The following is a 22,143-nucleotide window of genomic DNA, read 5'->3' as shown; positions in this document are numbered from 1 at the left end:
CACCCCGCACGTCATGGACGGATCGACCCGACTCGGGCAGCCGGCCGATCGGCGCCGGATCCGGCACGATGGCGAAGCGCACCCGTGTCAGTCCTGCGTCCGCGTGAAGACGTATCCCGCGCCGCGAACGGTCAGTATCCGGCGCGGATTCTTCGGATCGTCTTCTATGGCCGAGCGGATCCGCGACACGTGCACGTCGAGGCTCCGGTCGAACGCTTCCGTCACATGTCCCTTCAACTGGTCCATCAGGGCATCGCGCGACATCACGCGGCCCGCGTGCGTCGCCAGGATCCAGAGCAGTTCGAACTGGTGGCTCGTGAGGAAGCGCTCCTCTCCGTCGATGTGTACGGTCCGCGTATCTCGGTCGACTTCCAGACGCCCGAAACGCAGACTCTCGCTCGCCGCCGGAACCGGACGGCCACGGCGCATCACCGCCCGGATGCGGGCGAGAAGCTCGCGCGGTTCGAAGGGCTTGGGCAGGTAGTCGTCAGCGCCGAGTTCCAGTCCGACGATGCGGTCCGCCGGATCTCCCCGCGCCGTGAGCATGAGTACCGGCACCTGCGACCTCGACCGTAGCGACCGGCATACGTCGAATCCGTCGATGTCGGGAAGCATCACGTCGAGAATGACGAGATCGAAGGTGCCGGCGGCCGCCTGGCGCAGCCCCTCCGCACCGGTGCTTGCATGGGTGACGGCGTATCCGGCGGTCCCCAGATACTCCGCCACCATCGCAGCGAGCGCCGCGTCGTCCTCGACGATCAGCAACCGTTCGTGCATGAATCAGGAACGTCCGGGGTCATGCCGGCCGTCGTGCGGGTCCGGCGGAATTCCCGGACCGAAACCCAGTGGACCCCGCATCCTCCGGAGGACGTCGACGAGCGATCTGCGCTGCTCCGGCGTCAGGACTTCGGCGGCGTCCGCAAGCATGCGTGCCATGCGGACCGACGCTCTCTCGGCGATCTCGATCTCGGATCGCCGTGCAGCCTCCAGCCGATCCCGATCCACCGTCTCGCCTGCAAGACTCAGCAACATCGTCTCCCGGTTGGCCACGTGTGTCTCGCGCATGCTGACAATGTCGGCCATGCCTTCCTTCATGATCGTCTTGACCTTCACGCGCTGCTCGTCTGTGGCATTCACGCGGGACAATGCGCGATCCACCCCTGCGGCCATGCGCTCCTTCATCGCTTCGGGTGACGCCGCACCGTGCATCCGGTGCATGCACCTGCCGCCCCATCAGGCACCGTCGTGCCCGTGCGCGAACACAGCCGCGCTGGCTGCCATCATGCCTCCCAGGATTCCGCCCGTCAGCAGGCCGGCGAAGAGACGGCGCCTGGAACGGGGCTGCGGGTGGCTGGAAGGATCGGGTGAACGATCGTCGGTCATGGCAATCTCCTTGTCGATGGTCAGGTGCAGCCGTTGCCGACTGCATGGATTCCATCTTCGACGGGCCCCGTTTCCCGTCTGTGTGCCCAGGGTAAAGTTTCGTGAAGCGCCGCAGGACAGCGTTCCGTGCAGGATGCTCAGAGACGCATGGGCCGCCAGTATCCGGTGAGCTCCAGATACCCTTCTCCCGCCTCCACCCCATCCCGCCACACCCGCACGGCACCTTCCCAGTACACCGTGCCCACGCTTGCCCGCGAATCGAGTTCCTGATCGTCCATCCACGGCTTCAATTGGAGACTCACGGTCGGCAAGGCGATGCGCCATTCCACCGGATACCGCGTACCGGTCCGAGGACTCGTCCATTCGCGCAACGGCTCGAAAACGACATCCGCCGGCCCGAAGACGCGCACGGTCCCGTCCGCGAAGTGGTGATTTCCTCCGGACCAGATCGTCCTGCCGTCCTTGCCGCGGATGCGGAAGGCCATCAGCGCCGATCCATCGTCGAGCCGGACCCCGATCCAGTCCCACCCCGCCGCGTTCTCGCCGAGGATCTCGCTGGACCATTCGTGATCCAGCCACGCGCGGCCCGTCACGGCGTCGGGACTGCCGCCGGTGCGGAGGGTCCCACGGACCTCCAGCCGGGGCCGGCTGTAGTAGTAGCTGGCCTGCGCAGCGAGCGCGCCCTTGCGGCTGTATCCGTTCTCGCCCTGGAGAACCGGGCCGCCCGCCGCACGGAGGCGCAGGTCCAGCTCGAAATCGCGAGCGCGGATGCGGGCCCGATAGTCGTCATCCTGGAGCTCCAGCATCCAGTCGTCGATGTGAACGGCGGTCGTGGCGGTGGATGCCTCCGCAAGCCCGAAGCCCGCTCTGGCGGCCCGCTGGTCGTGCCGCAGCTTGCCGCGAAGCGGGTCTGCAATCGCTGCATGTGCGAACAGCAGCTGAGTCGGCGCGAACCGGCTCGGATTGTCTTCCTGCAACCCCGGGCGGTTGCGGAAGAAGGTGACCTGGAATCCCGACTCGTGTCCGCCGGTGGTCCGGACAATTCCGGTGACGTACCACCATTCGGTGCGGAAGCCGGGATGAGCACCGTGGTCGCGGGGAAACTCGAAACGCCGGCCGGGAACCACACGCTCGTACCGAACCGCCCAGGCGGTTCGCGGCCCGAGGAGAATCAGAGGCAGAAGCAGGGTCTGTCTTCGCCGCATCTCCGGCGGACTCGACCCGTCGGACAACGACGGCTTCGGGTCGATCCCGCCTCGCGACCATGGCCTTACAGTGCCGCCCGTCACGAATTCACAAGTCTTCACGCACGGCCCGTACCGCATCCGTGCCCAGTGCCTGGCGGCCGCTCGCCACGGCCGTGGCCGTGGCGTGGGCGAGCATGGCTGCCTGGAAGGCCCCCAGTCCCAGCCACGGCACGCTCAGCTCCATGCTCCAGTGGAACGATTGCGGATTCACCACATGAATCAGGACGAGGCTCATGGCGAAGCCAAGCAGCGATCCGATGAGGAGCCCGATGAATCCCATGAGGAAGCCTTCGGCCGCCAGGACGCGGCCGATGTCACGCCGCAGGACACCCAGGTGGCTAAGCATGCCGAACTCGCGGCGGCGACCCAGCACCTCGCCGCCGATCGCGCTGGACAGGCCGAGCAGGCCGATGCCGATGGCCACGGCTTCCAGCGCGTAGGTGATGGCGAACGTGCGATCGAAGGTCTGCAGGGATACGGCACGCACCTCGTCGAACGTCGCGACCTCCGCGCCGGGAAGCAGTCGTTCGAGTTCGTCGCGGACTTGGACGAGATCCTGCGGCAACCCGAGCCACAGGGCCGCATCGTTCGCCTGGACATCTCCCGTGAGGGTGACGAAAAGGTGGCGATCGATGAGAATGGCGCCGTTCTGGCGCGCGTAGTCGCGCCATACGCCAGCCACGATGAAGCGGTGGTTCCTTCCGGACAGAGGAATTTCGATGTCCTGGCCCGGCCGCCAGCCGAACTGCGCTGCGGCCGCCTCGTTCACCCATGCCCGCGGCGCATCCGACGATTCGTTGCCGCGCTCGGTGAGGGGCAGTCTGCGATCCGCGTTCTCGGCCGCACCGTCACGGGCGAGCAATGTCACGCGGGCCGCGCCCCCGTTCAGCTGCAGATGGTCCCAGCGCTGGAATTCCGCACGCCGCACACCCGGCATGTTCCGCAACCGCGCTTGCGCCGCCGGAGACAGAAGTGTCGAGTCCCCTCTGCCGGAGCCACGCACATACACGTCCGCCGGCAGGGCGGCGCCGAGCCAACGATCCAGCGAATCGCGGAACGAAGTCACCATGATCGCCATGGCCACCATCAGTCCCACCGCTGCCACGATCGCGGCCAGTCCAGCCGCAGCGCGCATGGGATAGGCCTTGAGTCTCTCCACGGCGAGCATTGCGGCCACGGGCATGCGCCGCGGCATGCACCCAGCGACGATCACGACGATGTGAGGCAGAAGAAGCAGCGTTCCCGCGAGCATGAGTGCCATGGCGCCATAACCGAACAGGGGCAGTCCTCCCACCGGACCCTGCCGTACCGCAAGCGTTGCCGCTGCCCAGCACGCCAGGCCCGGCCACACGGGCGGCATCCGGGAGTACGCCCGCGAATCGTCGCCGCTCTTCAGCGCCGGGGCCGGATCGGCAGCGGCGGCTTCGATGGCGGGGGCAGCGCTTCCTGCAACGGCCGCAGCGAGCCCCACCAGGCCGAACAGCGCCACTCTCGCAGCGTCGATCTGCAGTTCAGGACGGGTACCCGCGAAGAAACCCGCACCCAGATCCGCGCCCACGTAGTGCAGGACAAGGGCGGCCAGGCCGGCGCCACCGAACAGTCCCGCGGCGGTTCCCGCCGCTCCGATGCAGGCGCCTTCGGCCAGAACCATCACCCGGATCTGTGGCCTCGTCATGCCGACCACGCGGAGCAATGCGAGTTGCGAGCGCCTTCTTGCCACGGAAAGCGCCTGGGTGGAGAACACCAGCAGAGCACCCGCGAACAGGGCGACCAGAGCGAGCACGTCCAGGTTGATCCTGTAGGCACGGGTGAGGTCGATCGAAGTCCGGTCCGATCCATCCGTCGGCTGCGCGACGACACCCGCCGGGAGGTCGAGGCCCTCCAGGAACCGGTCGCGGTCGAGGGCCGGATCGATCGAGATGTCGATCCGGGTGATCCTGCCGTGCCGATGGAACAGCGACTGGGCGGCACCGATGTCCATGAACGCCGCGGCGGTGCCGCTCGCCTGGGCGCCGGCATATCCTCCGACGCGCAGCACTCTGGGCCCTTCGCCCGTTTGGACGGTCATCGTATCCCCTGGCTTCAGATCCAGCGACGCGGCCGCGGCATGCGTGAGCAGAACGACATCGGAACGGAGAAGATCGAGGCCGTCGGAAACCGGGCCCGCCGGGCCGGAACCCAGGAGCGCGGCGCGGAACACGTCCACACCCTGGAGTTTTAGGGGGACGTCGGATCCGCTGACCGTCGTTTCCACCTCCAGTACCGGGCTGGCCAGCCGCACCCCGGGCAGGACAGCCATCGCTGGGTAGAGCGATTCATCGAACCCCGAGCGGGGACCCCGGACGACGGCATCGGCGCTGCCCGACAGTCGGCGGGCCGAAGATGCCAGTTCGGAAACGGCAGCCGTGTTGACGAGTTCCACCGCGAGCCCCATGGCCACACCGATGGCAATCGCCAGCACCGAGACTGCGGATCTGCCTGGGTGCTGGCGCAGTGGCCCGATAACCAGGGAGGGCCGCAGGGCCAAGAGAAGATCCCGCACCGATACGTTCACGCCGCCGCCAGCCCGGAGGGTGTCAGCCGGTACACGCGATCGGCGCGGGCAGCGGCTTCCAGCGAATGAGTGACGAGAATTCCGGCCGCACCCTGTGCTCGCACGGCTCTCGCCATCAGGCCGGTCATCTCTGCAGCCGTGGCCGGATCGAGATTTCCCGTCGGCTCGTCCGCCAGCAGCAGGCCGGGTTCATGCACGAGTGCACGAGCGATCGCCACCCGTTGCAATTCGCCCCCCGACAGTTCGCGGGGCATGCTTTCCGCCCGGCCCAGCAGCCCCACGGCGGCCAGCATTGCGTCCACGCGGTGGCCGCCGGGCGAGGGCGCTTCGAGCAACATGAGGGGTAGTTCCACATTGCGGCGCACGCTGAGGTACGGAAGAACGTGAAACGCCTGGAAGACGAATCCGATGCGTCTGCGGCGTAAGCGGGTGAGGCTGTCGTCGTCGAGCGTCGCCAGATCGTGTCCATCGACAAGGATCGAACCGGAGTCCGGGCGGTCCAGCCCGGCGACGAGGTTGAGCAGCGTGGACTTGCCCACACCGGATTCCCCCAGGATGGCGACATACTCGCCGGCGCCAAGTTCCAGGGAAACTTCGTTCAGAACCAGCCGCGGAACGGAGCCCGCGAAGACCTTCCGGACACGGCGGATAGAAAGCATTTCGGGGAAATGAACGGTGGCCTGAGACTCGATCTGCAGTTTCGCACAAGAAATGTGTTGCAATTCCCCTCGGCCCCGATTACTCTCATGGCTCGCAGGATCTCACCGAATATCTCGCTCGTCCGCTGTGCCCCCCCTTGTTCGGAATATCAGTTCGACCAGCAGTGCTGGCTTGATCCGCGCCCGCTCGGGAACCAACCCGACTCCTCAATAGTGTTTTCTGGATGACTCATTAAATGGCAACTGGTACCGTCAAGTGGTTCAACGACTCCAAGGGTTTTGGCTTCATTTCTCCCGATGGAGGCGGCGAAGATGTGTTCGCGCATTTCTCCGCGATTCAAGCTCAGGGCTTCAAGACCCTGAAGGAAAACCAGAAGGTTTCCTTCGACGTCACGACCGGCCCCAAGGGCAAGCAAGCCGCGAACATTCGTCCCATCGAGTGATCGTCGCGTAAGCTGCTTGGAAGAACGCCCGGGAAACCGGGCGTTTTCTTTTGTGGAATCCAGGAACCGGCCGCTTCCCATCGACCCGGCATTGTCCGCGGTCCTGGCGGAAGAGACGGACCGGACCCGGACGGGGCTCATGGCCGTTCACGCCATGTCGAACACGAGCACTTCCGCGTCGCTGGCCTCGCCCAGACACAGTTCCGATTCCTCCGACACCTTCATCCCGTCTCCTTCACGCATCGCCTGGCCGTTGACAGTCAATGTGCCTCGCACCACGTGGACGTAGGCGCGATGAGCACCGGGAAGTGAAAGCCGGACGGCATCCTCGCCGTCGAGAACCGTGACGTAGACGCGGGCGTCCTGATGAATCCGGACGGAACCCTCCGCTCCATCCGGGGACGCGATGAGACACAGGCGCCCTTTCTTCTGTTCCGGTTCATATCGCTTCTGCTCGTAGCCAGGAACGACACCGCGAACAGCAGGCTGGATCCATATCTGCAGAAAATGCACGGGATGCCTGGCCGACGGGTTGTACTCGCTGTGGGTGACACCGGTCCCGGCGCTCATGCGCTGAACGTCCCCGGGTCGGATGACCGATCCGTTTCCCATGCTGTCCCGGTGCTCCAGTTCACCCTCGACGACGTAGCTGATGATCTCCATGTCACGGTGGGGATGGGTACCGAAGCCGCTGCCCGGTGCGACCCGATCGTCGTTGATGACGCGCAGACTGCCCCAGCCCATTTGCGCGGGATCGTGATAGCTGGCAAAGGAGAAGGTGTGGCGGCTGTCCAGCCAGCCGTGGTTGGCGTGGCCGCGATCGTCGGCACGTCTCAGGGTGATCATGGGTTCTCCTGTTCGAGTTGACTGCACGTCGGCTTCCCGTGCATGCGAACACTGTAGGAGCGCAAGGGCAGACTTCCTAGCGAAACGTTCTGCACCGTTCGTTCACGAAATTCGAGCACTCCGGCGGGTCAGCACAGGCGCAGGTTGCCGAACATGATGGCGGCCTCGGGCGAGAAGTAACCGCTCAGAGCTGCTGCCGCGATGAGCGCAGTCAAGGCCACGATCGCGATCCAGCGCAGAAGCCGATACGTACCGGATTTCATGTCGGCGGCTCGAAATCGCCGGCGAGCCGGAGGGGCACTCGTCCTAAGACCCGGCCTGGCCGGCCGGGCGGCAGCCGAGGATCACCAGATCCCGCTCCTCGGCATCGAGGACAGCCACACCGGGGAGCGTTCCCCATGTCTCGAATCCATGGCGCTGGAACAGCTTGAGGCTCGGAGCGTTGTGCCCGAACACGAATGCCAGCAGCGTCCGGATCTGCAGGGCCGGAGACTCCCGCATGGCTTCCGTCAGCAGATAGCTGCCCAGTCCGCCACGCTGATGCGGGTAGTCCACGTAGAGGCTCACTTCCGCCGTGCCGTCGTAGGCTGGACGGCCGTAGAAGGACGAGAAGCTGAGCCACGCAGCCACGTGTCCGTTGAGCTCGCTCACCCACAGGGGACGGAATCCCGGCACGTGCAGGGCGAACCACGCCTCCCGGCTTTCCACGCTGACCGGTTCCAGATCAGCGGTCACCATCCGGGTCGGGATTGTCCGATTGTAGATCTCGACGATCCGGGGAAGATCCGCTCGTGTCGCCGTTCGCCAGGAGAACGCCTTGGTCATGGGGCCTCGCAGACAAAAAAGCCCGGGATTTCCCGGGCTTCGAGTGTGGCAGAAGGGATCAGGGCAGCTGCTCGCTGAGCGACTGGGGCGCGTGCTCGTGGTCGTCCTCGAGCTCTCTGCGCTGCTCTTCCGTCGTCTTCACCTTTCGCACGAGCACCGAATACACCGTCGGAATCACGAAGAGGGTGAGCAACGTGCCCAGCAGAAGTCCGCCGACCACCACCCAGCCGATGGCCTGCCGGGATTCGCTGCCCGCGCCGTGCGAAAGAGCGAGCGGGATCGCCCCGAGCACCATCGCGGCCGTGGTCATCAGGATCGGCCGCAGTCGCAGCGTGGCGGCCTCGACGATGGCATCCATCTTGGCCATGCCCTTGGCGCGAAGCTGGTTGGCGAATTCCACGATCAGAATGCCGTGCTTCGTGATCAGGCCGACCAGCATCACCAGCCCCACCTGGCTATACACGTTCAACGTACCGCCCTTCTCCAGCAGCATGTTGATGTACATCGTCAATGCGGCGCCGGTCATCGCCAGCGGCACGGTCACCATGATCACGAGGGGACCGACGAAGCTCTCGAACTGCGCCGAAAGAACCAGGTAGATGAACACCAGCGCCAGCCCGAAGGTCATCCACAGCTGCCCGCTCGATTCGCGGAATTCGCGTGACACGTTGTCCAGATCCGTGCGGGTGTCCGGTCCCAGCTCGGACTTGACCAGCCCGTCGATGTGATCCAGCACCTGCCCGAGACTATAGTTGCCCGCGACGTTCCCGTTGATGATGGCGGCACGCAGCTTGTTGAAGTGGTTGAGTTCCTTCGGACCGACGGTCTCCTCCAGCATCACCAGGTTCGACAACTGATGCAGCGAACCGTCAGTACCGCGCACATAGATGGCCGTGAGATCGCTGGGCTGCCGGCGCTTGTCGTCCTCGAGCTGCAGCACCACGTCGTACTGCTTGCCCTCATGCTTGTAGCGCGTGACGTCGTAGCCTCCCAACAGGATTTCGAGGGTGTGGCCGATCGTGTCCATGGAGACGCCTAGCGCGGAAGCCTTGTCGCGATCGATCTTCACCGATAGCTGCGGCTTGTTGAGCTTGAGGTCGGTATCCAGGCCGGTGATTCCCGGAAAGTCGCGAAGCTTCGCCATGACCTTGCCGACCTTGCCCTGAAGCTCCTCGTAGCTGTTGCCATAGATCACGTACTCGACCTGCTTGGCGAGAAAGTTCTGGCCGAGCGAAGGCGGATTGAGAGCGAAGGACAAGGCGCCGGGAAGGCCGCCGAACAGCTTGGGTGTAAGTTCCTTCGTGATCTGCTGCTGCGAGCGTGTACGGTCGTTCCATGGCTTCAGCACCGCGAACGCAATGCCGAGATTCACCGGGTTGGGACGTTCGAGACCCGGTGCCACGACCGCGAACATGGTGTCGATCTCCGGAACGTTCTTGGCGATCTCCTCCACGGCATGCACGTAGCCGTCGGTGTACTGCATGCTGGACCCTTCCGGCGTGACGACGAACGCCAGGAAGAGGCTGCGGTCCTCGACCGGAGAAAGCTCCGCCTTCAACTGCGTGAACAGCCAGTACATTGCCCCGATCACCGCAACCAGCACCACCCCGATGACCCACCGATGGCGCAGTGTCGCCTTGAGCATGGAGCGGTAGCCTTCGGTCATGCCGGTGTAGAAGGGTTCGGTCTTGCGGTAGATCCAGCTGTGCTCGTGCTTCAGCATCCTGGAGCACATCATCGGAACCAGGGACAGCGCGACGAAGCCGGATACGATCACCGACGTTGCCACGGTGAGAGCGAACTCCGTCATCAGCTTGCCCGTGTTCCCCTGCGCGAAGGACAGCGGGGTGAACACGGCGGCAAGAGTGATGGTCATGGCGATGACCGCGAAGCCGATCTCGCGCGTTCCCTGAAGCGCCGCCTTGAACGGCTTCATGCCCTCTTCGATGTGCCGGTGCACGTTTTCCAGGACGACGATCGCATCGTCCACCACCAGGCCGATGGACAGCACGACGCCCAGGAGCGTCAGGGTGTTGACCGAGAAACCGAGTACCTTCAGGAAGGTGAAGTGGCCGATGATGGACACCGGAATGGTGATCGCGGGAATGATCGTTGCGCGGAATTCGCGCAGGAAGAAGAAGATCACGAGCACCACGAGCACCAGCGCTTCCATGATGGTCGTCTTCACCGCCTCCACGGAGGCCTCGATGAACTGGGAGGTGTCCACCGCAACCCAGACCTTCATGCCCGGCTGCAACGTTCCTTCCAGCCTGGGGAGGAGCGCCTTCACCGCCTGCGCGACCTCCAGCGTATTGGCAGTCGATTGCTTCACGATGCCCAATCCGAGCGCCTCTTCGCCGCGGACCCGCACGACCTTGCGGTTCTCGTAGGGCCCGGGCGCCGCACGCCCCACATCGCGCAGGCGCACGGGATAACCGTTCACCTCGCGGATGATCATGTTGTTGAATTCCTCCGGCGATCGGAGATCGGTGCGGGCCAGGACGGTGAACTCGCGCTGGGTGCTTTCGATGCGTCCGCCGGGAGAATCCAGGTTCTGCCTGCGCAACGCTTCTTCCACGTCCTGCGCAGTGAGGCCCTGCGCCGCCATGCGTTCGCGGTCCAGCCAGACCCGCATCGCGTACTTGCGTTCGCCCCCGATGATGACGGAGGCCACCCCGGGCAGCGCCTTCAGCGGATCGGTCAGGTACCGATCGGCGAAGTCCGTCAGTTCCATCGGCGTGTGGCGGTCGCTGGTGAAAGCGATCCATACGATCGGCTGTGCGTCGGCTTCGATCTTCGACACCACAGGATTGTCGGCCGCGGCGGGGAGATTCTTGCGGATGCGGGCGACTCGGTCCCGAACGTCGTTGGCCGCGCCGTCGATCTCGCGGGAGGTCACGAACGTGACCGTGATCTGGCTGACCTCTTCCCGGCTCTGCGACTTGATCGTCTTGATGCCTTCGATGCCGGAGAGCGAATCCTCGAGCGGCTGAGTGATGGAACTTTCCATCACCTGGGCCGTCGCCCCCTTGTAGACGGTACGCACCGATACCGTGGGAGGATCGATGTTCGGATACTCGCGAACGGCCATCCGGGTGTACGAAAGATACCCGACGAGCACGATGATCAGGCTCATCACGATCGCCAGAACCGGCCGCTTGATGGAAATGTCCGATAAGACCATGGCTTCGTTCCTCCTGGGTGCCGGCGTTTCAGCTTCCAGCCTTGGGCGAGGCAGGAGCGCCTGCCTTGCCCGCAGCCGCACCGCCAGGTGCCGCGGCAGCGGCCGCAGGCGCCGCAGGCAGCACCATCACCGGCGCACCATCCTTCAATTTCAGTTGACCATCGGTGACGACCATGTCGTCGGGGCCCAGCCCCTGAGCCACTTCCACCTCACCCGGGCGGCGAATGCCCATCTGGATCTTCGTGAGCGTCGCCTTGCCGTCCACGACGCGGAAGACAAAGGTATCGCGTCCCTGCGGCCAGATGGCCTGTTCGGGAATCACGATGGCGTTGGGCCGGGACTCGAGCAGGATGGCGACGCGGCCGAACATGCCGGGACGAAGCTTGCCCTGCCGGTTGGGGATCTCGGCGCGGGCCAGAACGGTCCGCGTCTTCTCGTCCACGGCCGGTTCGAGGGCATAGATGTGCCCTTCGAAAACATCGCCCGGATAGGCATCGGTCCTGACCGTCACCGTTTGCTTCGGATGGATCTTGGACACGTACACCTCGGGCACGCGGAAGTCGAGCTTGAGAGTGCCGGTGCTTTCCAGACGTACGATGTCATCGCCCGCCTTCACGTAGGCGCCCGGGCTGACGTAGCGCAGCCCCACGTTGCCGCTGAACGGCGCGACGACCGTCGTCTTCGCCAGCAGCACCTCGTCGGCCAGGCGCTTCGCGGCTGCCCGCTCCATGCCGCCCTTGGCGAGATCCACGGCCTCCTGGCTGACGAACTTCTGCTCGAGCAGGTCGCGGGCGCGCTGGTATTTTTGCGATTCGGTGCGCGCGTCTGCGGCGGAAGCCGCGAGCTGGGCCTGGTATTCCGCGGGATCGAGCGTGACCAGCTTGGCGCCCTTCTGGACCGGCTGACCTTCCGAAAAGTGCATGGAAACGATGCGGCCGGCGATTTCGGGCCTCACGACGATGGACTCCGCCGCCATCAACGTTCCAACCGCGTTGATCTCGTTCTGGACGAGATCCACCTTCACGCGCTGCGCCTTCACGGGAAGACCCTTGGGCGGTCCGCCGGCGGCGGCAGCCGGTTTGCCATCCCCGGACTTGGCGGCCGCTGGGGCGCCATCGGTCTTGGACCCGCAGCCAGCCAATGTGAAAGAAAGAAGGGAAATACCTACTACGGCGGCACGCAGCGTCATCGGGCCCGACCTCGAACAGATGAATTTATGGAAGGTACCGGGCGCGTGGCAGCGAAAGGACTCCCCCGTATTCGCCATGGCGAGAACCCCGCGCCGGACTAGCTGACTAAAGAGTCAGTTACTCGCCATATGATACTGACTCTTCGCGCCTACCACCATGCGAATCTCTCTGGAAGCACTGCAGACGCTGGACGCCATCGTGCGCAACGGCAGTTTTGCAGCCGCGGCGAGCGAACTCCACAAGGTTCCCTCCGCCGTGACCTACGTGATCCAGAAGCTGGAACAGGATCTCGACGTTCAGCTGTTCGACCGGTCGGGCCACCGCGCCAAGCTCACCGACGTCGGCCGCTCGCTCCTGGAAGAAGGCCGGCACCTGCTGCGTGCCGCCCGCGAAGTCGAAGCGCGGGTCCGCAAGGCGCGCGATGGCTGGGAGCCGGAAATCGCCATTCATGTGGATGAGGTGATTCCGCTCGAGCGGGTGTTTCCCATGCTGGAGCGGTTTTACGCCGAGGGCGCCGTGACGCGCGTTCGTCTGGGAGAGGAGATTCTTGCCGGCACCTGGGACGCCCTGCTGACGGGCCGCGCGGACCTCATCATCGGGGCAACGGGCGATCCACCCAGCGAAGGCGGCTGTTCGCTGCTGCGATTGGGCTCGATGGAATTCGTGTTCGCCGTTTCGCCGGATCATCCGCTCGCCAGCGCGCCCCTGCCGTTGGCTCCCGCGGACATCCGGGGACACCGTTCCATCGCGGCTGCAGATTCCGCCCGCTTCCTGGGACCGCGCACCACGGGCGTGATGCCCGGGCAGGACACGCTCACGGTTCCATCCATGGCTGCGAAGTTGCGCGCGCAGGAACGGGGATTGGGCGTGGGCTATCTTCCCCGGTTGCTGGCCGCGCCATCCGTGAACGCTGGTCGGCTGGTCGTAAGGGAGGTGGCCGAAACAAAGCCTGTGGCGACCGTCCACGCCGCCTGGCGCGGCCGGCCCACGGGCAAGGCGCTGTCCTGGTTCGTACGCACGCTTGCCGAGGATTCGGTGCAAGCCGAACTCCTCGGCTGATATCGGGTACGGCGCTGGTGAAGTCTCGGTAGGTTGTCGGCGTTGCCGCAGACAAGCGATGGCAGGAAGAGGAAACGGTCCCTGCCACCGAGTGCCGAGGTCCGCAGGACTGCAGCGCTTCCACCAGTTGCCGATGGCCGGACGACGCGTGCAGGTCGACCAGACCTTCCCTACGGAAACTCGCCCCGCTTGGTCATGGGGCATGCCCGTGATCCGCTCACGGACACCGAAGCCGAGCGGCTGCGGTCCATCTCGCGGCGCACCTCATCCATGTCGAGCGCCAGCGCCCGCATCAGCATCGCCTCGAGTTGCGCTTCCGGGAAATTCGCAGGACCCGCGAACAATCCCACTCCGCTCCTGAACAGGACGAGAGACGGCGCGCGGTCGATGCCCAGAAGCGACGCGACATCCCGGCCTGCCGCCATGTCGATGCGAGCGCAGCCGACGCCCGGATGGCGTCGAACGAGAGTTTCCACCATCTGGGAAAAACGCACCGATTCCGGCAGCCCGGCGTCGGCGACATCGATGAGGAGATCCCCGCCCGCCGCGACCAGCCGGTCGAGATCGCTTCGCTGGACGATCTGCTCCATGGCGCGCCTCAGTTCGCGGCGGCCGGCTGTTCGGTCTCCTGCGCCGCGATCTCTGCATGGACCTTGGCCATGTCGACCGCCTTCACCTCGGTCACCAGCTTGTCGAACTGGCCGGCCGGCATCGAGCCGGGATTCGAGAACAGGATGACCTTCTCGCGGAACACCATGAGGGTGGGAATCGAACGGATCTGGAACGCCTGGGCGATACCTTGCTGCTCGTCGGTGTTGAGCTTCGCGAAGACCACGTCGGGATGCTTTTCCGAGATCTGCTCGAACACGGGCGCGAACTGACGGCACGGACCGCACCAGGGTGCCCAGAAATCGATGATCACGATGGGGCTGTCGGACACCACCGTATCGAAATTCTCCTGGGTAAGTTCCATCGTGGCCATCTGTTGTCTCCTTCGCGGGGCTCGGCACACCGATCGGGGCAATCGGTAAACCCGATGATACAGCGCAGATGCCACCGTCCAAGATGACGGGGGACACCGACGCCTGCTCTCACCCCTTGTCCAGCGCCCGCTGCGGGACCCGCGTGCCGCAAGGTTCAGTTCGATGCTGCCGGCTTCGTTTCGAACCTGCCGAATCTCAGCAGGACCGCGGGAAGAATGAGCAGGTTGAGGACCGTCGAGGTCACCAGACCGCCCACGATGATCATGGCCATGGGGCCCTCGATCTCGCGGCCGGGCTGGCCGCTGCCCAGTGCCAGGGGCATCAGACCCAGGGACGTCACCAGGGCCGTCATGAGAATGGATGGCAGTCGCTCGGCGGCCCCCTTCAGCATGGTGTCGGCATTCCAGGGCAATCCTTCGTACTCGACGAGATGCTGGTAGTGCGACACCAGCATGATCGAGTTGCGCAGCGTGATTCCGAACAGCGTGACGAAGCCCACCAGCGAACCGAGCGTCATCCACCCGCCGTTCAGCAGAACGGCGGCAACGCCCCCGACCAGCGCGAAGGGGAGATTCAGGAACGTGAGCGAAAGGTTGCGCAGATTGTTGAACGCGAGATACAGCAGAACGAAGATACCGGCGCCCGCCAGAAGGGAATGGAAGACGAGACGCCGGCGCGCTTCCACGGAGGCTTCGGCCTCGCCCTCGATCACCAGATAGTTGCCGGTCGAAAGCCGGAAGTTCTCCGAAAGTGCCTTGCGCAAGTCGTGGTCGAAAGCGTCCAGGTCGCGCGCCTCGATGTTCGCGGTCACCGTCTGGATCCGTTTGCCCCCGTGGTGCAGGATCTTGTAGCGGCCGGCCCCCATGCCGACGTCGGCGACGTCCTTGAGCCGGACCACGGACCCGGATGCGGATCGCAGCGGCAGGTCGCCCACCTGGACAGGCGCCCGGCGGTATTCCGCAGACAGGATGGCCACCACGTCCACCGGGTGGCTCCCGCTGTAGATCTGACCGACGCGCGCTCCTTCGTAGGCGGTCCGGACGGCATCGAGCACCTCGATGGCGGTGAAGCCGTAGGCCGTGAGCCGGTCCTGCTTGAACCGTACCTCCAGCTGAGGCGTTCCGACAAGGGCCTGCACCTGCACATCGCGCGCACCAGGAATAGCCGCCAACCGCTCCGCGACTTCCGCGGCATCGTGGTCCAGCGAATCCAGGTCGGCGCCGAAGATGCTGACCGCCACATCCGCGGGGAAACCCGAGATGGTCTCCTCGATGCGTTCGGTGAGGAACGTGTTCACCGAGAAGGTGACGCCCGGGAAGGCTCCTTGATGCCCGGCAAGAATGGCGCGTATCTCGCTCAGGATGCGCGCCTGCTCGTCCCCGTCCAGCGCGCCGACCTCGACCTCCATTTCGCTGTAGTGCGGGCCGAACGTGTCGGCGCCGTTCTGCGACCTGCCGACCCACTGCGCCACCGATTTCACCCCCTTCACGCGCAGGAGCACCGCGGTGAGCCGGTTGCCGATGCGCAGGACCTCCCGCTCGGACGTTCCCGGAACGGCCGTCATGTGCACGACGTAATGGCCTTCCTTCAACGACGGAACGAACTCGCCCGAGAACAGCGTCACCGCGGAAAGGCCCAGCACGATCACGAAACCAGTGACGCCGATGACGCGGCCGGCATGCCGTTCGATGGCGCGCAGGAGGCTCGCGTAGCCGGGCTTGATACGCCGCACGAACGGCGGATCGGCAGTCTGCAGGTGGCCGCGTCCCAGGAGGAGGTAGCACAGGGCGGGCGTCAGGCTCGTGGCCACGAACAGCGAGGCGAGGATCGCGAGGATGTACGAGAGACCCAGCGGCGAGAACAATTTGCCGCCGATGCCGCCGAAGGTGAGCAGGGGCACGAACACGAGCGCGACGATGAAGGTCGCGTAGACGACCGACCCGCGCACTTCGACCGACGCGTCGAGCGCGACCGTGGCCGGATCCAGCGGCGATCCTGCCAGGCGGTTTTCCCGCAGACGACGGAAGATGTTCTCCGTATCGATGATCGCGTCGTCGACCACCTCGCCCAAGGAAATGGCGAGGCCCCCCAGCACCATGATGTTGATGGGCTGGTCGAGTGCCGCGAGCAGCAGGACCGCACCGAGCAGGGAAACCGGAATGGCGGTGGTACAGATGAAGGCCGTTCGGGCATTGAAGAGAATCAGGAACAGCACGACGACCACCAGGCACGATCCGATCAGGATGTCGAAGCGGACGTTGCGCACGGCGGTCTCGATGAAGTTGGCGGGCCGGAAAAGATCCGCGTGCAGCGTCACCTTCTCCCGGTCCAGCAGCGGCCGCAGGTCGGCGAGAGCCGACTCCAATCCCCGCGAGACGGCGAGCGTGTTGCTGCCCAGCTGCCCCTGGACCATGACGAACACGCCGGATTCTCCATTGATGGCGGCGGCGCTGATGGGCTCGGCGGCACCTTCGACGACCTTCCCCACATCGCCAAGGAGCAGCGTCCGTCCGCCGTCGAAGCGAAGCAGCGCCCGGCCCAGAACCTCGGGCGTCGCGGGCTGACCGGTCGTTACGATGGCGATTCGCTGGTTGGGGCCGGGGATGAATCCGGCGGACACGATGCCCGTCGCCTGCCTTGCGGCCGCGAGGACGTCGGCGAGCGAAATCCCGAGCCGATTGAGCCGCACAGGATCGATCTGCAGTTGCCACTGCCGGACCTGCCCGCCGAAGACGTTCACCTCGGCCACACCCTCGACCGACATGAGGTGCGGCCGCATCACGGTGTCCGCCAGCGTCCGCACTTCGGTGAGCGTTTTCGTCTTCGAAGTCAGTCCGACGCCCAACACCGTGCTGGCCGAGGACGTGAGAGGCGTGATGACCGGAAAGCTCACGCCGGCCGGCATCAGCGGAGCGACGCCCGAAAGACGTTCGGCCACGACCTGACGGTTGCGGTAGATGTCCGAGCCGTCCTCGAACACGACGGTGACCACCGACAGACCGGGAATCGATTGGGACCGGATCGCTTCCAGGCCGGACACGCCCAGCAGGGCATCTTCCAGACGCTGGGTCACGAGCGCCTCGACCAGTTCCGGCGAGAGTCCGGGCGCCTCGGTCTGGATGACCACCTGGGTGGGAGAGAACTCCGGAAAGACGTCCACACGGGCGCGACCGAGCGTGAACAGACCGGAAACGACCAGCATGAGCGCGAACGCGACGATCACGCCCGGATAACGGATCGAAAAACGGACGAGGGACGCGATCATGGAACGGTACGCACCGGCGCCTCAGTCTTCGTTCTCGTTCCGGATCTGATACTCGAGTTCCTCCGACAGGAGGAGCTGAGCACCGACCACCACGACTTCCGTGCCTTGTTCCAGGCCGCTTGCGTTGAACCAGCCGCCGGGAACCAGCCGTGTCGCATCCGCGGGAACCCGTTCGAAGATGTCCTGCTCCTTTTCATCTCGGGCGTAGACCCACGACCGGCCTGCGAACCAGACGATGGCGCTTTCCGGAACCACGACCCCGGCAACTTCGGCAGCGTGCGTCACTGTCTGGCCGGTCACTCGCGAGCCGGCGCGCAGTTCACCCGCGAGTGTCCGGTAGTAGAACGTCGCTCCCGGCAGCCCGGCCTGCACGTTCGGCGAGGGCCCCACGAGGTCTGCCTGCCGGGGTCTGCCGCCTCCGGCCACCTCGACGACGACGCGCTTCGGCGGGTGGGCAGCGTCCACCTCGGGCGGCAGCGTGACGAGAAGGAGCACATCCTGCTGCTCGAGCAACCTTCCGAACATCCGGCCCTCCACGTTGAGCGCCATCTCGGCCACGGCTCTACCCCACTCGGCTGCGAGACCTTCCATGGCGGCACGAAGAGAAGCCTCGGCGGCCGCCAGGCGCTCCTTTGCCGTCTTCCATTCGGTCTCCGCCTGCGCTACCGCCCGTTCCGACACATTGCGATCGTCGGCAAAGAGTTCCCGGGCCCGGCGATATTCCTGCTCGAGCGCGGCGGCGCTCGCGCGGAGCGCGCGGATTTCCGCGGACTGGGTCCGGTAGCGGCCGCGTGCGTCCACGAGCGGGCGGATGTCGAGCACGACACCCTGGAGCGCAGTGGCGCCGCCCGATTCGGCGCCGTGCAGTTTCGCCGTCTCGATGCCACTCGCCTTGCGGATGTCTTCGCCGATGCGCAGGCGTCCCGGGCCGACCTTCTCGTCCAGCGTCGTCTGGGTGCCGATGGTCTCGCCCCGTTCCCGAGTGAGCTGCTGGTACTCGTCCCGGCCGAAGTACAGCGTGGTCCCGGCGAGCAGCAGTACCAGGACGGCAAGCACGATCAGCGGTAGAGCGCGGCGGCGGTCAGTCATTGTCGAGAAGGGCAGGATTGAGAGAGGGATCGGGCTGCGCTGGCACGGCACTCGGAACCGCGAGCAGATCCGGGTTGTCCAGAGGACGCTGCACGGCGTCCTCGAGCGCGGAGAGACCCTGCTGCATTTCCAGGGTGGCCACGATGGCCGCTCGCTCGGTCACGGCAGTCTCCAGGGCGGCCGTGACCACGTCCACACGATCGGCGTAGCCCCGCTCGAACTGCCGGTCGACGCGCCGTTTGCGCTCCCGCGCATCGTTGACCAGTTGCTGCGCCGCTGCATGAGCGGCGACCGCGTGCCGGTAACGCGAGGCAGCAGCCTGAGCCTCGGCGAGGATCGCCGACTGTATGGCGACGAATGCCTTCGCCTCGATCTCACGCCGCAATTCCGCCTCGCGGATCAGCGCGCGCGTTCTTGCAGTCGGCGGCACCACGCTCAGGACGGCCACGGACCAGATGCTCTCGTCCGCGTCCCAGAAATAGCCGGGGGCGAGTGTGATGTCGGGATACTGCCGGGCCACCTCCAGTTTCACCGCCGCCTCGGCGGCCGCGTAGTCCGCAAGCTTGCGCCGCAGATCGATCCGGTGGGTAAGCGCGGTTCGCTGGAGCCCCTCGCCCTCCGGAACGGGGAGCAGGCTGCGAAACCGCCGCGAAGTCGAACTCGACCCGTTCGAGTTCGGCGAGCGGCACGCCGACGGCCTCGGCAACGCCTGCCAGCGCCTGATCCTGGCGCACCGCCGCTCGCTGCAGAGCCAGACCGCTCTCCGCCTGACGGATGCGCAGTGCGGAAACGTCAGCCGCGGACACCATGCCCGCCGAAAGCCTCTTTTCCATGAGGGCGAGAAGCCGGCCGCGCTCGCTGTGTTCGGCATCGAGCGCCTTGCGCGTGCGGTCCGCCACATAGAGATCCACGAAATGCCGACGCAACCGGCTGCGTACCCGCCATGTCGCGACGGCGACCTCGAGCTTCGCCGCTTCCTCGATCCGTTCGAGTTGCTCGGTACGAGCCTGCCGCTTTCCTCCCGTGTCCAGAGGCAGCCCCACCAGCACTCCCATTCCCCAGGGCGTGTCGCCGCCGGATTCCTTGTCGTTGAATTCCGGCCGCGCCGTCAGCGTGTACGGCAGGCGTGTCTTCGACGTGTCCTTCTCCGCTGCGGCAAGGCGGGCGCGCGCCCTCGCGACCTCGATTTCGGGATGATGAAAAACGGCAGCGAGCGTAAGGGAAGAGAGGTCCCAGGACTGCCGAGGCCACGACTGCTGAGACCTGCCCTGCGCATCCAGATAGCGGCGCAGTTCGCCCGAGGCGAGCGAACGCACGGCCAGAGCAGCGGCCGAACCATCGGGGTCCGGGGGCTTGGGGCGGTAGGATTCGCGTGCACACCCTGCCAGCATCAGTGTCACAGCCAGCGCGGTCACGGCGACGCGTTTCATGCCCGTGCCGCTCATGAGACTGTCGTGGCGTGCATGGCCGCCCGAGTGTAACGGCCCGGAGAAACCCGACGCAACGAACTTTGCACAATCGCCGAACGCAGACTTCGAGCGATGACATCGCTGCGGTGCGTCATGCACAATCCGCAAAGCGTCGGCCTCGCCGGCTCACGTACGTTCGAACCGTGCACATCCACTGTCTCATCCTTCCCCGCGGGTTTCCGAAGTGACGGGAACGCTGCTGAACGTTCTGGGCACCCCGCTCGCGGCGTGCAGCTTCGATCCCCTCACCGGATACTTCCGGGACGGATGCTGCCGCACGAGCGCCGACGATGACGGCACGCACGTGATCTGTGCGCGGGTCACTGCCGAGTTCCTCGAGTTCAGCCGAAGCCGCGGCAACGACCTGTCCACCCCGCGCCCCGAGTGGCGCTTCCCCGGACTCGTACCGGGCGATCGGTGGTGTCTGTGCGCTCTGCGCTGGCTGGAAGCGCTGGAGGCCGGTGTGGCTCCCCCGGTCATTCTCGAGGCGACGCACATCGGAGTACTCGCCTACGTCACGCTCGCCGATCTGAAGTATCACGCCTACATCGGCCCTAACGACCCGAGCCGCTGACGATACGAAGGGGCGCGCGGCGCGAGGGCTCGACGTCAGTGCAGTTTCACGTGCGGCTCGGTGCGCCGCGTGATGAGGCGTGCCAGCGTGTCCAGGAAGACCTTGGCGAATCCGTGCAATGCCAGTTCGTGCATCTTGTACAGGGACACGTACATGAGGCCCGCGAAATAGCCTTCGATCATGAGGCTTCCACGCGTGATGCCCCCCATCAGACTGCCGATCGTGCTGTAGTCCCCGAGCGAGACGAGCGATCCGAAATCCCGGTAGCGCCATGGCCGGATCTGCTGTCCCGACACGTGAAGGGGCAGATTGCGCACGAGATGGCTGGCCTGCTGATGCGCCGACTGCGCACGTGGGGGGACCCAGCCCTTCTTCTCCGGCCAGGGGCACGCGGCACAGTCTCCAAGCGCGAAAATGGAGGGGTCCCGCGTGGTCTGCAGGCGGTCGTTGACCACCAGCTGATTGAGGCGATTGGTCTCGAGGCCGGCGAGGTCCTTCAGGAATTCGGGCGCCTTGATGCCTGCAGCCCAGACGGTGAGCTCGGCCGGGACCTCGCGGCCGCTCTGCGTCCTGACGCCGGTCGCCGTCACCTCGGTCACGCGCTCCCCCGTGAGCACGTCGACCCGGATCTTCTTCAGCAATTCGAGCGTCGCCTCGGACAGTCTTTCGGGGAGCGCGGGCAGGACACGCGGCGCCGCCTCGATGATGGTCACACGCAGGTCGCGCTCGGGGTCTATGTTGTCCAGGCCGAAGGACACGAGTTCACGGGTCGAATTGTGCAACTCGGCGGCCAGTTCCACGCCGGTTGCGCCAGCCCCGATGATCGCGACGTGGAGTTGCCACGGATCGCGCGGACCGCCCTGCGCATTGGCCCTGAGGCAGGCATTGAGCAGGCGCGAGCGAAACCGCTCCGCCTGCTCCGGCATGTCCAGCGCGATGGCGTGTGCCTGGGCGCCCGGAGTGCCGAAGTCGTTTGTCTGGCTGCCCACGGCGATGACCAGCGTATCGTAGGGCAGGGCTCGGGCCGGAAGAACCTCTTCCCCCGTTTCCTGGTCCAGCAGCGGCCCGAGCAGAACCTGCTTCCCGCCACGGTCGAGGCCGGTCATGTGGGCCAGCTGGAAATGAAAGTGGTGCCAGCGCGCCTGCGCGAGGTAGTCGAGCGCGTGGTCATCCATGTCCATGCAACCGGCGGCGACCTGATGCAGCAGGGGCTTCCACAGGTGCGTGCGGGCACGGTCCACCAGCGTCACATGTGCCCGGCCGCGGCGGCCCAGCGTGTCGCCGAGGCGGGTGGCCAGTTCCAGCCCTCCCGCTCCGCCCCCGACAATGACGATGCGATGCGGTGCGGCCGCCGCGGTGGGTGATCGGTTCAT

20 protein-coding genes are annotated in these 22,143 nt (G+C 65.6%); 3 read left to right on the top strand and 17 right to left on the bottom strand.

Annotation, left to right across the window (positions count from 1 at the left end; all coding sequences use genetic code 11):
- Window positions 1-87 precede the first annotated feature (87 nt).
- The 6 genes from IPK20_07690 to IPK20_07665 all read right to left on the bottom strand — a co-directional run bounded on the left by IPK20_07690 (window position 88) and on the right by IPK20_07665 (window position 5,843).
- Window positions 88-777 carry a response regulator transcription factor gene (locus tag IPK20_07690; GenBank protein MBK8016610.1) on the bottom strand — a complete coding sequence of 230 codons (690 nt, stop codon included), beginning with the start codon at window positions 775-777 and terminating at the stop codon, window positions 88-90.
- A 3-nt stretch (window positions 778-780) separates the two neighbouring features.
- On the bottom strand, window positions 781-1,218 hold the full coding sequence (locus tag IPK20_07685) for a Spy/CpxP family protein refolding chaperone (protein MBK8016609.1): 438 nt from the start codon (window positions 1,216-1,218) through the stop codon (window positions 781-783).
- 15 nt (window positions 1,219-1,233) lie between these two features.
- Window positions 1,234-1,383 (bottom strand): hypothetical protein, encoded by a 150-nt coding sequence (locus tag IPK20_07680; GenBank protein MBK8016608.1) that lies wholly within the window; start codon window positions 1,381-1,383, stop codon window positions 1,234-1,236.
- Window positions 1,384-1,520: 137 nt separating this feature from the next.
- Entirely contained in the window at window positions 1,521-2,588 is a 1,068-nt protein-coding gene (locus IPK20_07675) for a carotenoid 1,2-hydratase (GenBank protein MBK8016607.1), read from the bottom strand.
- 88 nt (window positions 2,589-2,676) lie between these two features.
- Window positions 2,677-5,091, bottom strand: a complete 2,415-nt coding sequence (locus IPK20_07670) for an ABC transporter permease (GenBank protein MBK8016606.1) — start codon at window positions 5,089-5,091, stop codon at window positions 2,677-2,679.
- An 89-nt stretch (window positions 5,092-5,180) separates the two neighbouring features.
- Window positions 5,181-5,843: an ABC transporter ATP-binding protein gene (locus IPK20_07665; GenBank protein ID MBK8016605.1), complete on the bottom strand. Its 663-nt coding sequence runs from the start codon at window positions 5,841-5,843 to the stop codon at window positions 5,181-5,183.
- Window positions 5,844-6,079: 236 nt separating this feature from the next.
- Between IPK20_07665 and IPK20_07660 the strand changes: the two genes are divergently transcribed.
- Complete coding sequence (locus IPK20_07660; GenBank protein ID MBK8016604.1) at window positions 6,080-6,286, top strand: cold-shock protein; 207 nt, start codon at window positions 6,080-6,082, stop codon at window positions 6,284-6,286.
- Window positions 6,287-6,433: 147 nt separating this feature from the next.
- Here the strand turns inward: IPK20_07660 and IPK20_07655 are convergent, their stop codons facing one another.
- The 4 genes from IPK20_07655 to IPK20_07640 all read right to left on the bottom strand — a co-directional run bounded on the left by IPK20_07655 (window position 6,434) and on the right by IPK20_07640 (window position 12,330).
- On the bottom strand, window positions 6,434-7,132 hold the full coding sequence (locus IPK20_07655) for a pirin family protein (protein ID MBK8016603.1): 699 nt from the start codon (window positions 7,130-7,132) through the stop codon (window positions 6,434-6,436).
- 306 nt (window positions 7,133-7,438) lie between these two features.
- On the bottom strand, window positions 7,439-7,957 hold the full coding sequence (locus IPK20_07650; protein ID MBK8016602.1) for an N-acetyltransferase: 519 nt from the start codon (window positions 7,955-7,957) through the stop codon (window positions 7,439-7,441).
- Window positions 7,958-8,015: 58 nt separating this feature from the next.
- Entirely contained in the window at window positions 8,016-11,141 is a 3,126-nt protein-coding gene (locus tag IPK20_07645; GenBank protein ID MBK8016601.1) for an efflux RND transporter permease subunit, read from the bottom strand.
- Window positions 11,142-11,169: 28 nt separating this feature from the next.
- Window positions 11,170-12,330 carry an efflux RND transporter periplasmic adaptor subunit gene (locus IPK20_07640; protein MBK8016600.1) on the bottom strand — a complete coding sequence of 387 codons (1,161 nt, stop codon included), beginning with the start codon at window positions 12,328-12,330 and terminating at the stop codon, window positions 11,170-11,172.
- Between the two features lie 157 nt (window positions 12,331-12,487).
- Here IPK20_07640 and IPK20_07635 point away from each other — a divergent pair, with 157 nt between their 5' ends.
- On the top strand, window positions 12,488-13,390 hold the full coding sequence (locus tag IPK20_07635) for a LysR family transcriptional regulator (protein ID MBK8016599.1): 903 nt from the start codon (window positions 12,488-12,490) through the stop codon (window positions 13,388-13,390).
- A gap of 170 nt (window positions 13,391-13,560) precedes the next feature.
- Here the strand turns inward: IPK20_07635 and IPK20_07630 are convergent, their stop codons facing one another.
- The 6 genes from IPK20_07630 to IPK20_07605 form a co-directional block, all read right to left on the bottom strand.
- Window positions 13,561-13,980, bottom strand: a complete 420-nt coding sequence (locus tag IPK20_07630; protein MBK8016598.1) for a thioredoxin family protein — start codon at window positions 13,978-13,980, stop codon at window positions 13,561-13,563.
- A gap of 8 nt (window positions 13,981-13,988) precedes the next feature.
- On the bottom strand, window positions 13,989-14,372 hold the full coding sequence (gene trxA, locus IPK20_07625) for a thioredoxin (protein ID MBK8016597.1): 384 nt from the start codon (window positions 14,370-14,372) through the stop codon (window positions 13,989-13,991).
- 155 nt (window positions 14,373-14,527) lie between these two features.
- A complete protein-coding gene (locus tag IPK20_07620) occupies window positions 14,528-17,638 on the bottom strand; it encodes an efflux RND transporter permease subunit (protein MBK8016596.1) in 3,111 nt (1,036 codons plus the stop codon).
- 21 nt (window positions 17,639-17,659) lie between these two features.
- The gene (locus IPK20_07615) at window positions 17,660-18,727 is read right to left on the bottom strand and encodes a hypothetical protein (protein MBK8016595.1); all 1,068 of its coding nucleotides are present in this window, start codon (window positions 18,725-18,727) and stop codon (window positions 17,660-17,662) included.
- A complete protein-coding gene (locus tag IPK20_07610; protein ID MBK8016594.1) occupies window positions 18,720-19,112 on the bottom strand; it encodes a hypothetical protein in 393 nt (130 codons plus the stop codon). Before IPK20_07610 ends, IPK20_07615 begins: the two co-directional genes overlap by 8 nt.
- A complete protein-coding gene (locus tag IPK20_07605; GenBank protein MBK8016593.1) occupies window positions 19,102-20,157 on the bottom strand; it encodes a TolC family protein in 1,056 nt (351 codons plus the stop codon). The genes IPK20_07610 and IPK20_07605 overlap by 11 nt, the downstream gene beginning before the upstream one ends.
- 223 nt (window positions 20,158-20,380) lie before the next feature.
- Here IPK20_07605 and IPK20_07600 point away from each other — a divergent pair, with 223 nt between their 5' ends.
- The gene (locus IPK20_07600; protein ID MBK8016592.1) at window positions 20,381-20,770 is read left to right on the top strand and encodes a DUF2237 domain-containing protein; all 390 of its coding nucleotides are present in this window, start codon (window positions 20,381-20,383) and stop codon (window positions 20,768-20,770) included.
- Between the two features lie 35 nt (window positions 20,771-20,805).
- On the opposite strand, the gene IPK20_07595 is transcribed toward IPK20_07600, so the two are convergent.
- Complete coding sequence (locus IPK20_07595) at window positions 20,806-22,143, bottom strand: NAD(P)/FAD-dependent oxidoreductase (GenBank protein MBK8016591.1); 1,338 nt, start codon at window positions 22,141-22,143, stop codon at window positions 20,806-20,808.

The organism is Betaproteobacteria bacterium (genome assembly GCA_016713305.1).
Taxonomy (GTDB): Bacteria; Pseudomonadota; Gammaproteobacteria; order Burkholderiales.
Note: the sequence above shows the minus strand (reverse complement) of the source record. Positions and strands in the feature narration are given on the sequence as shown.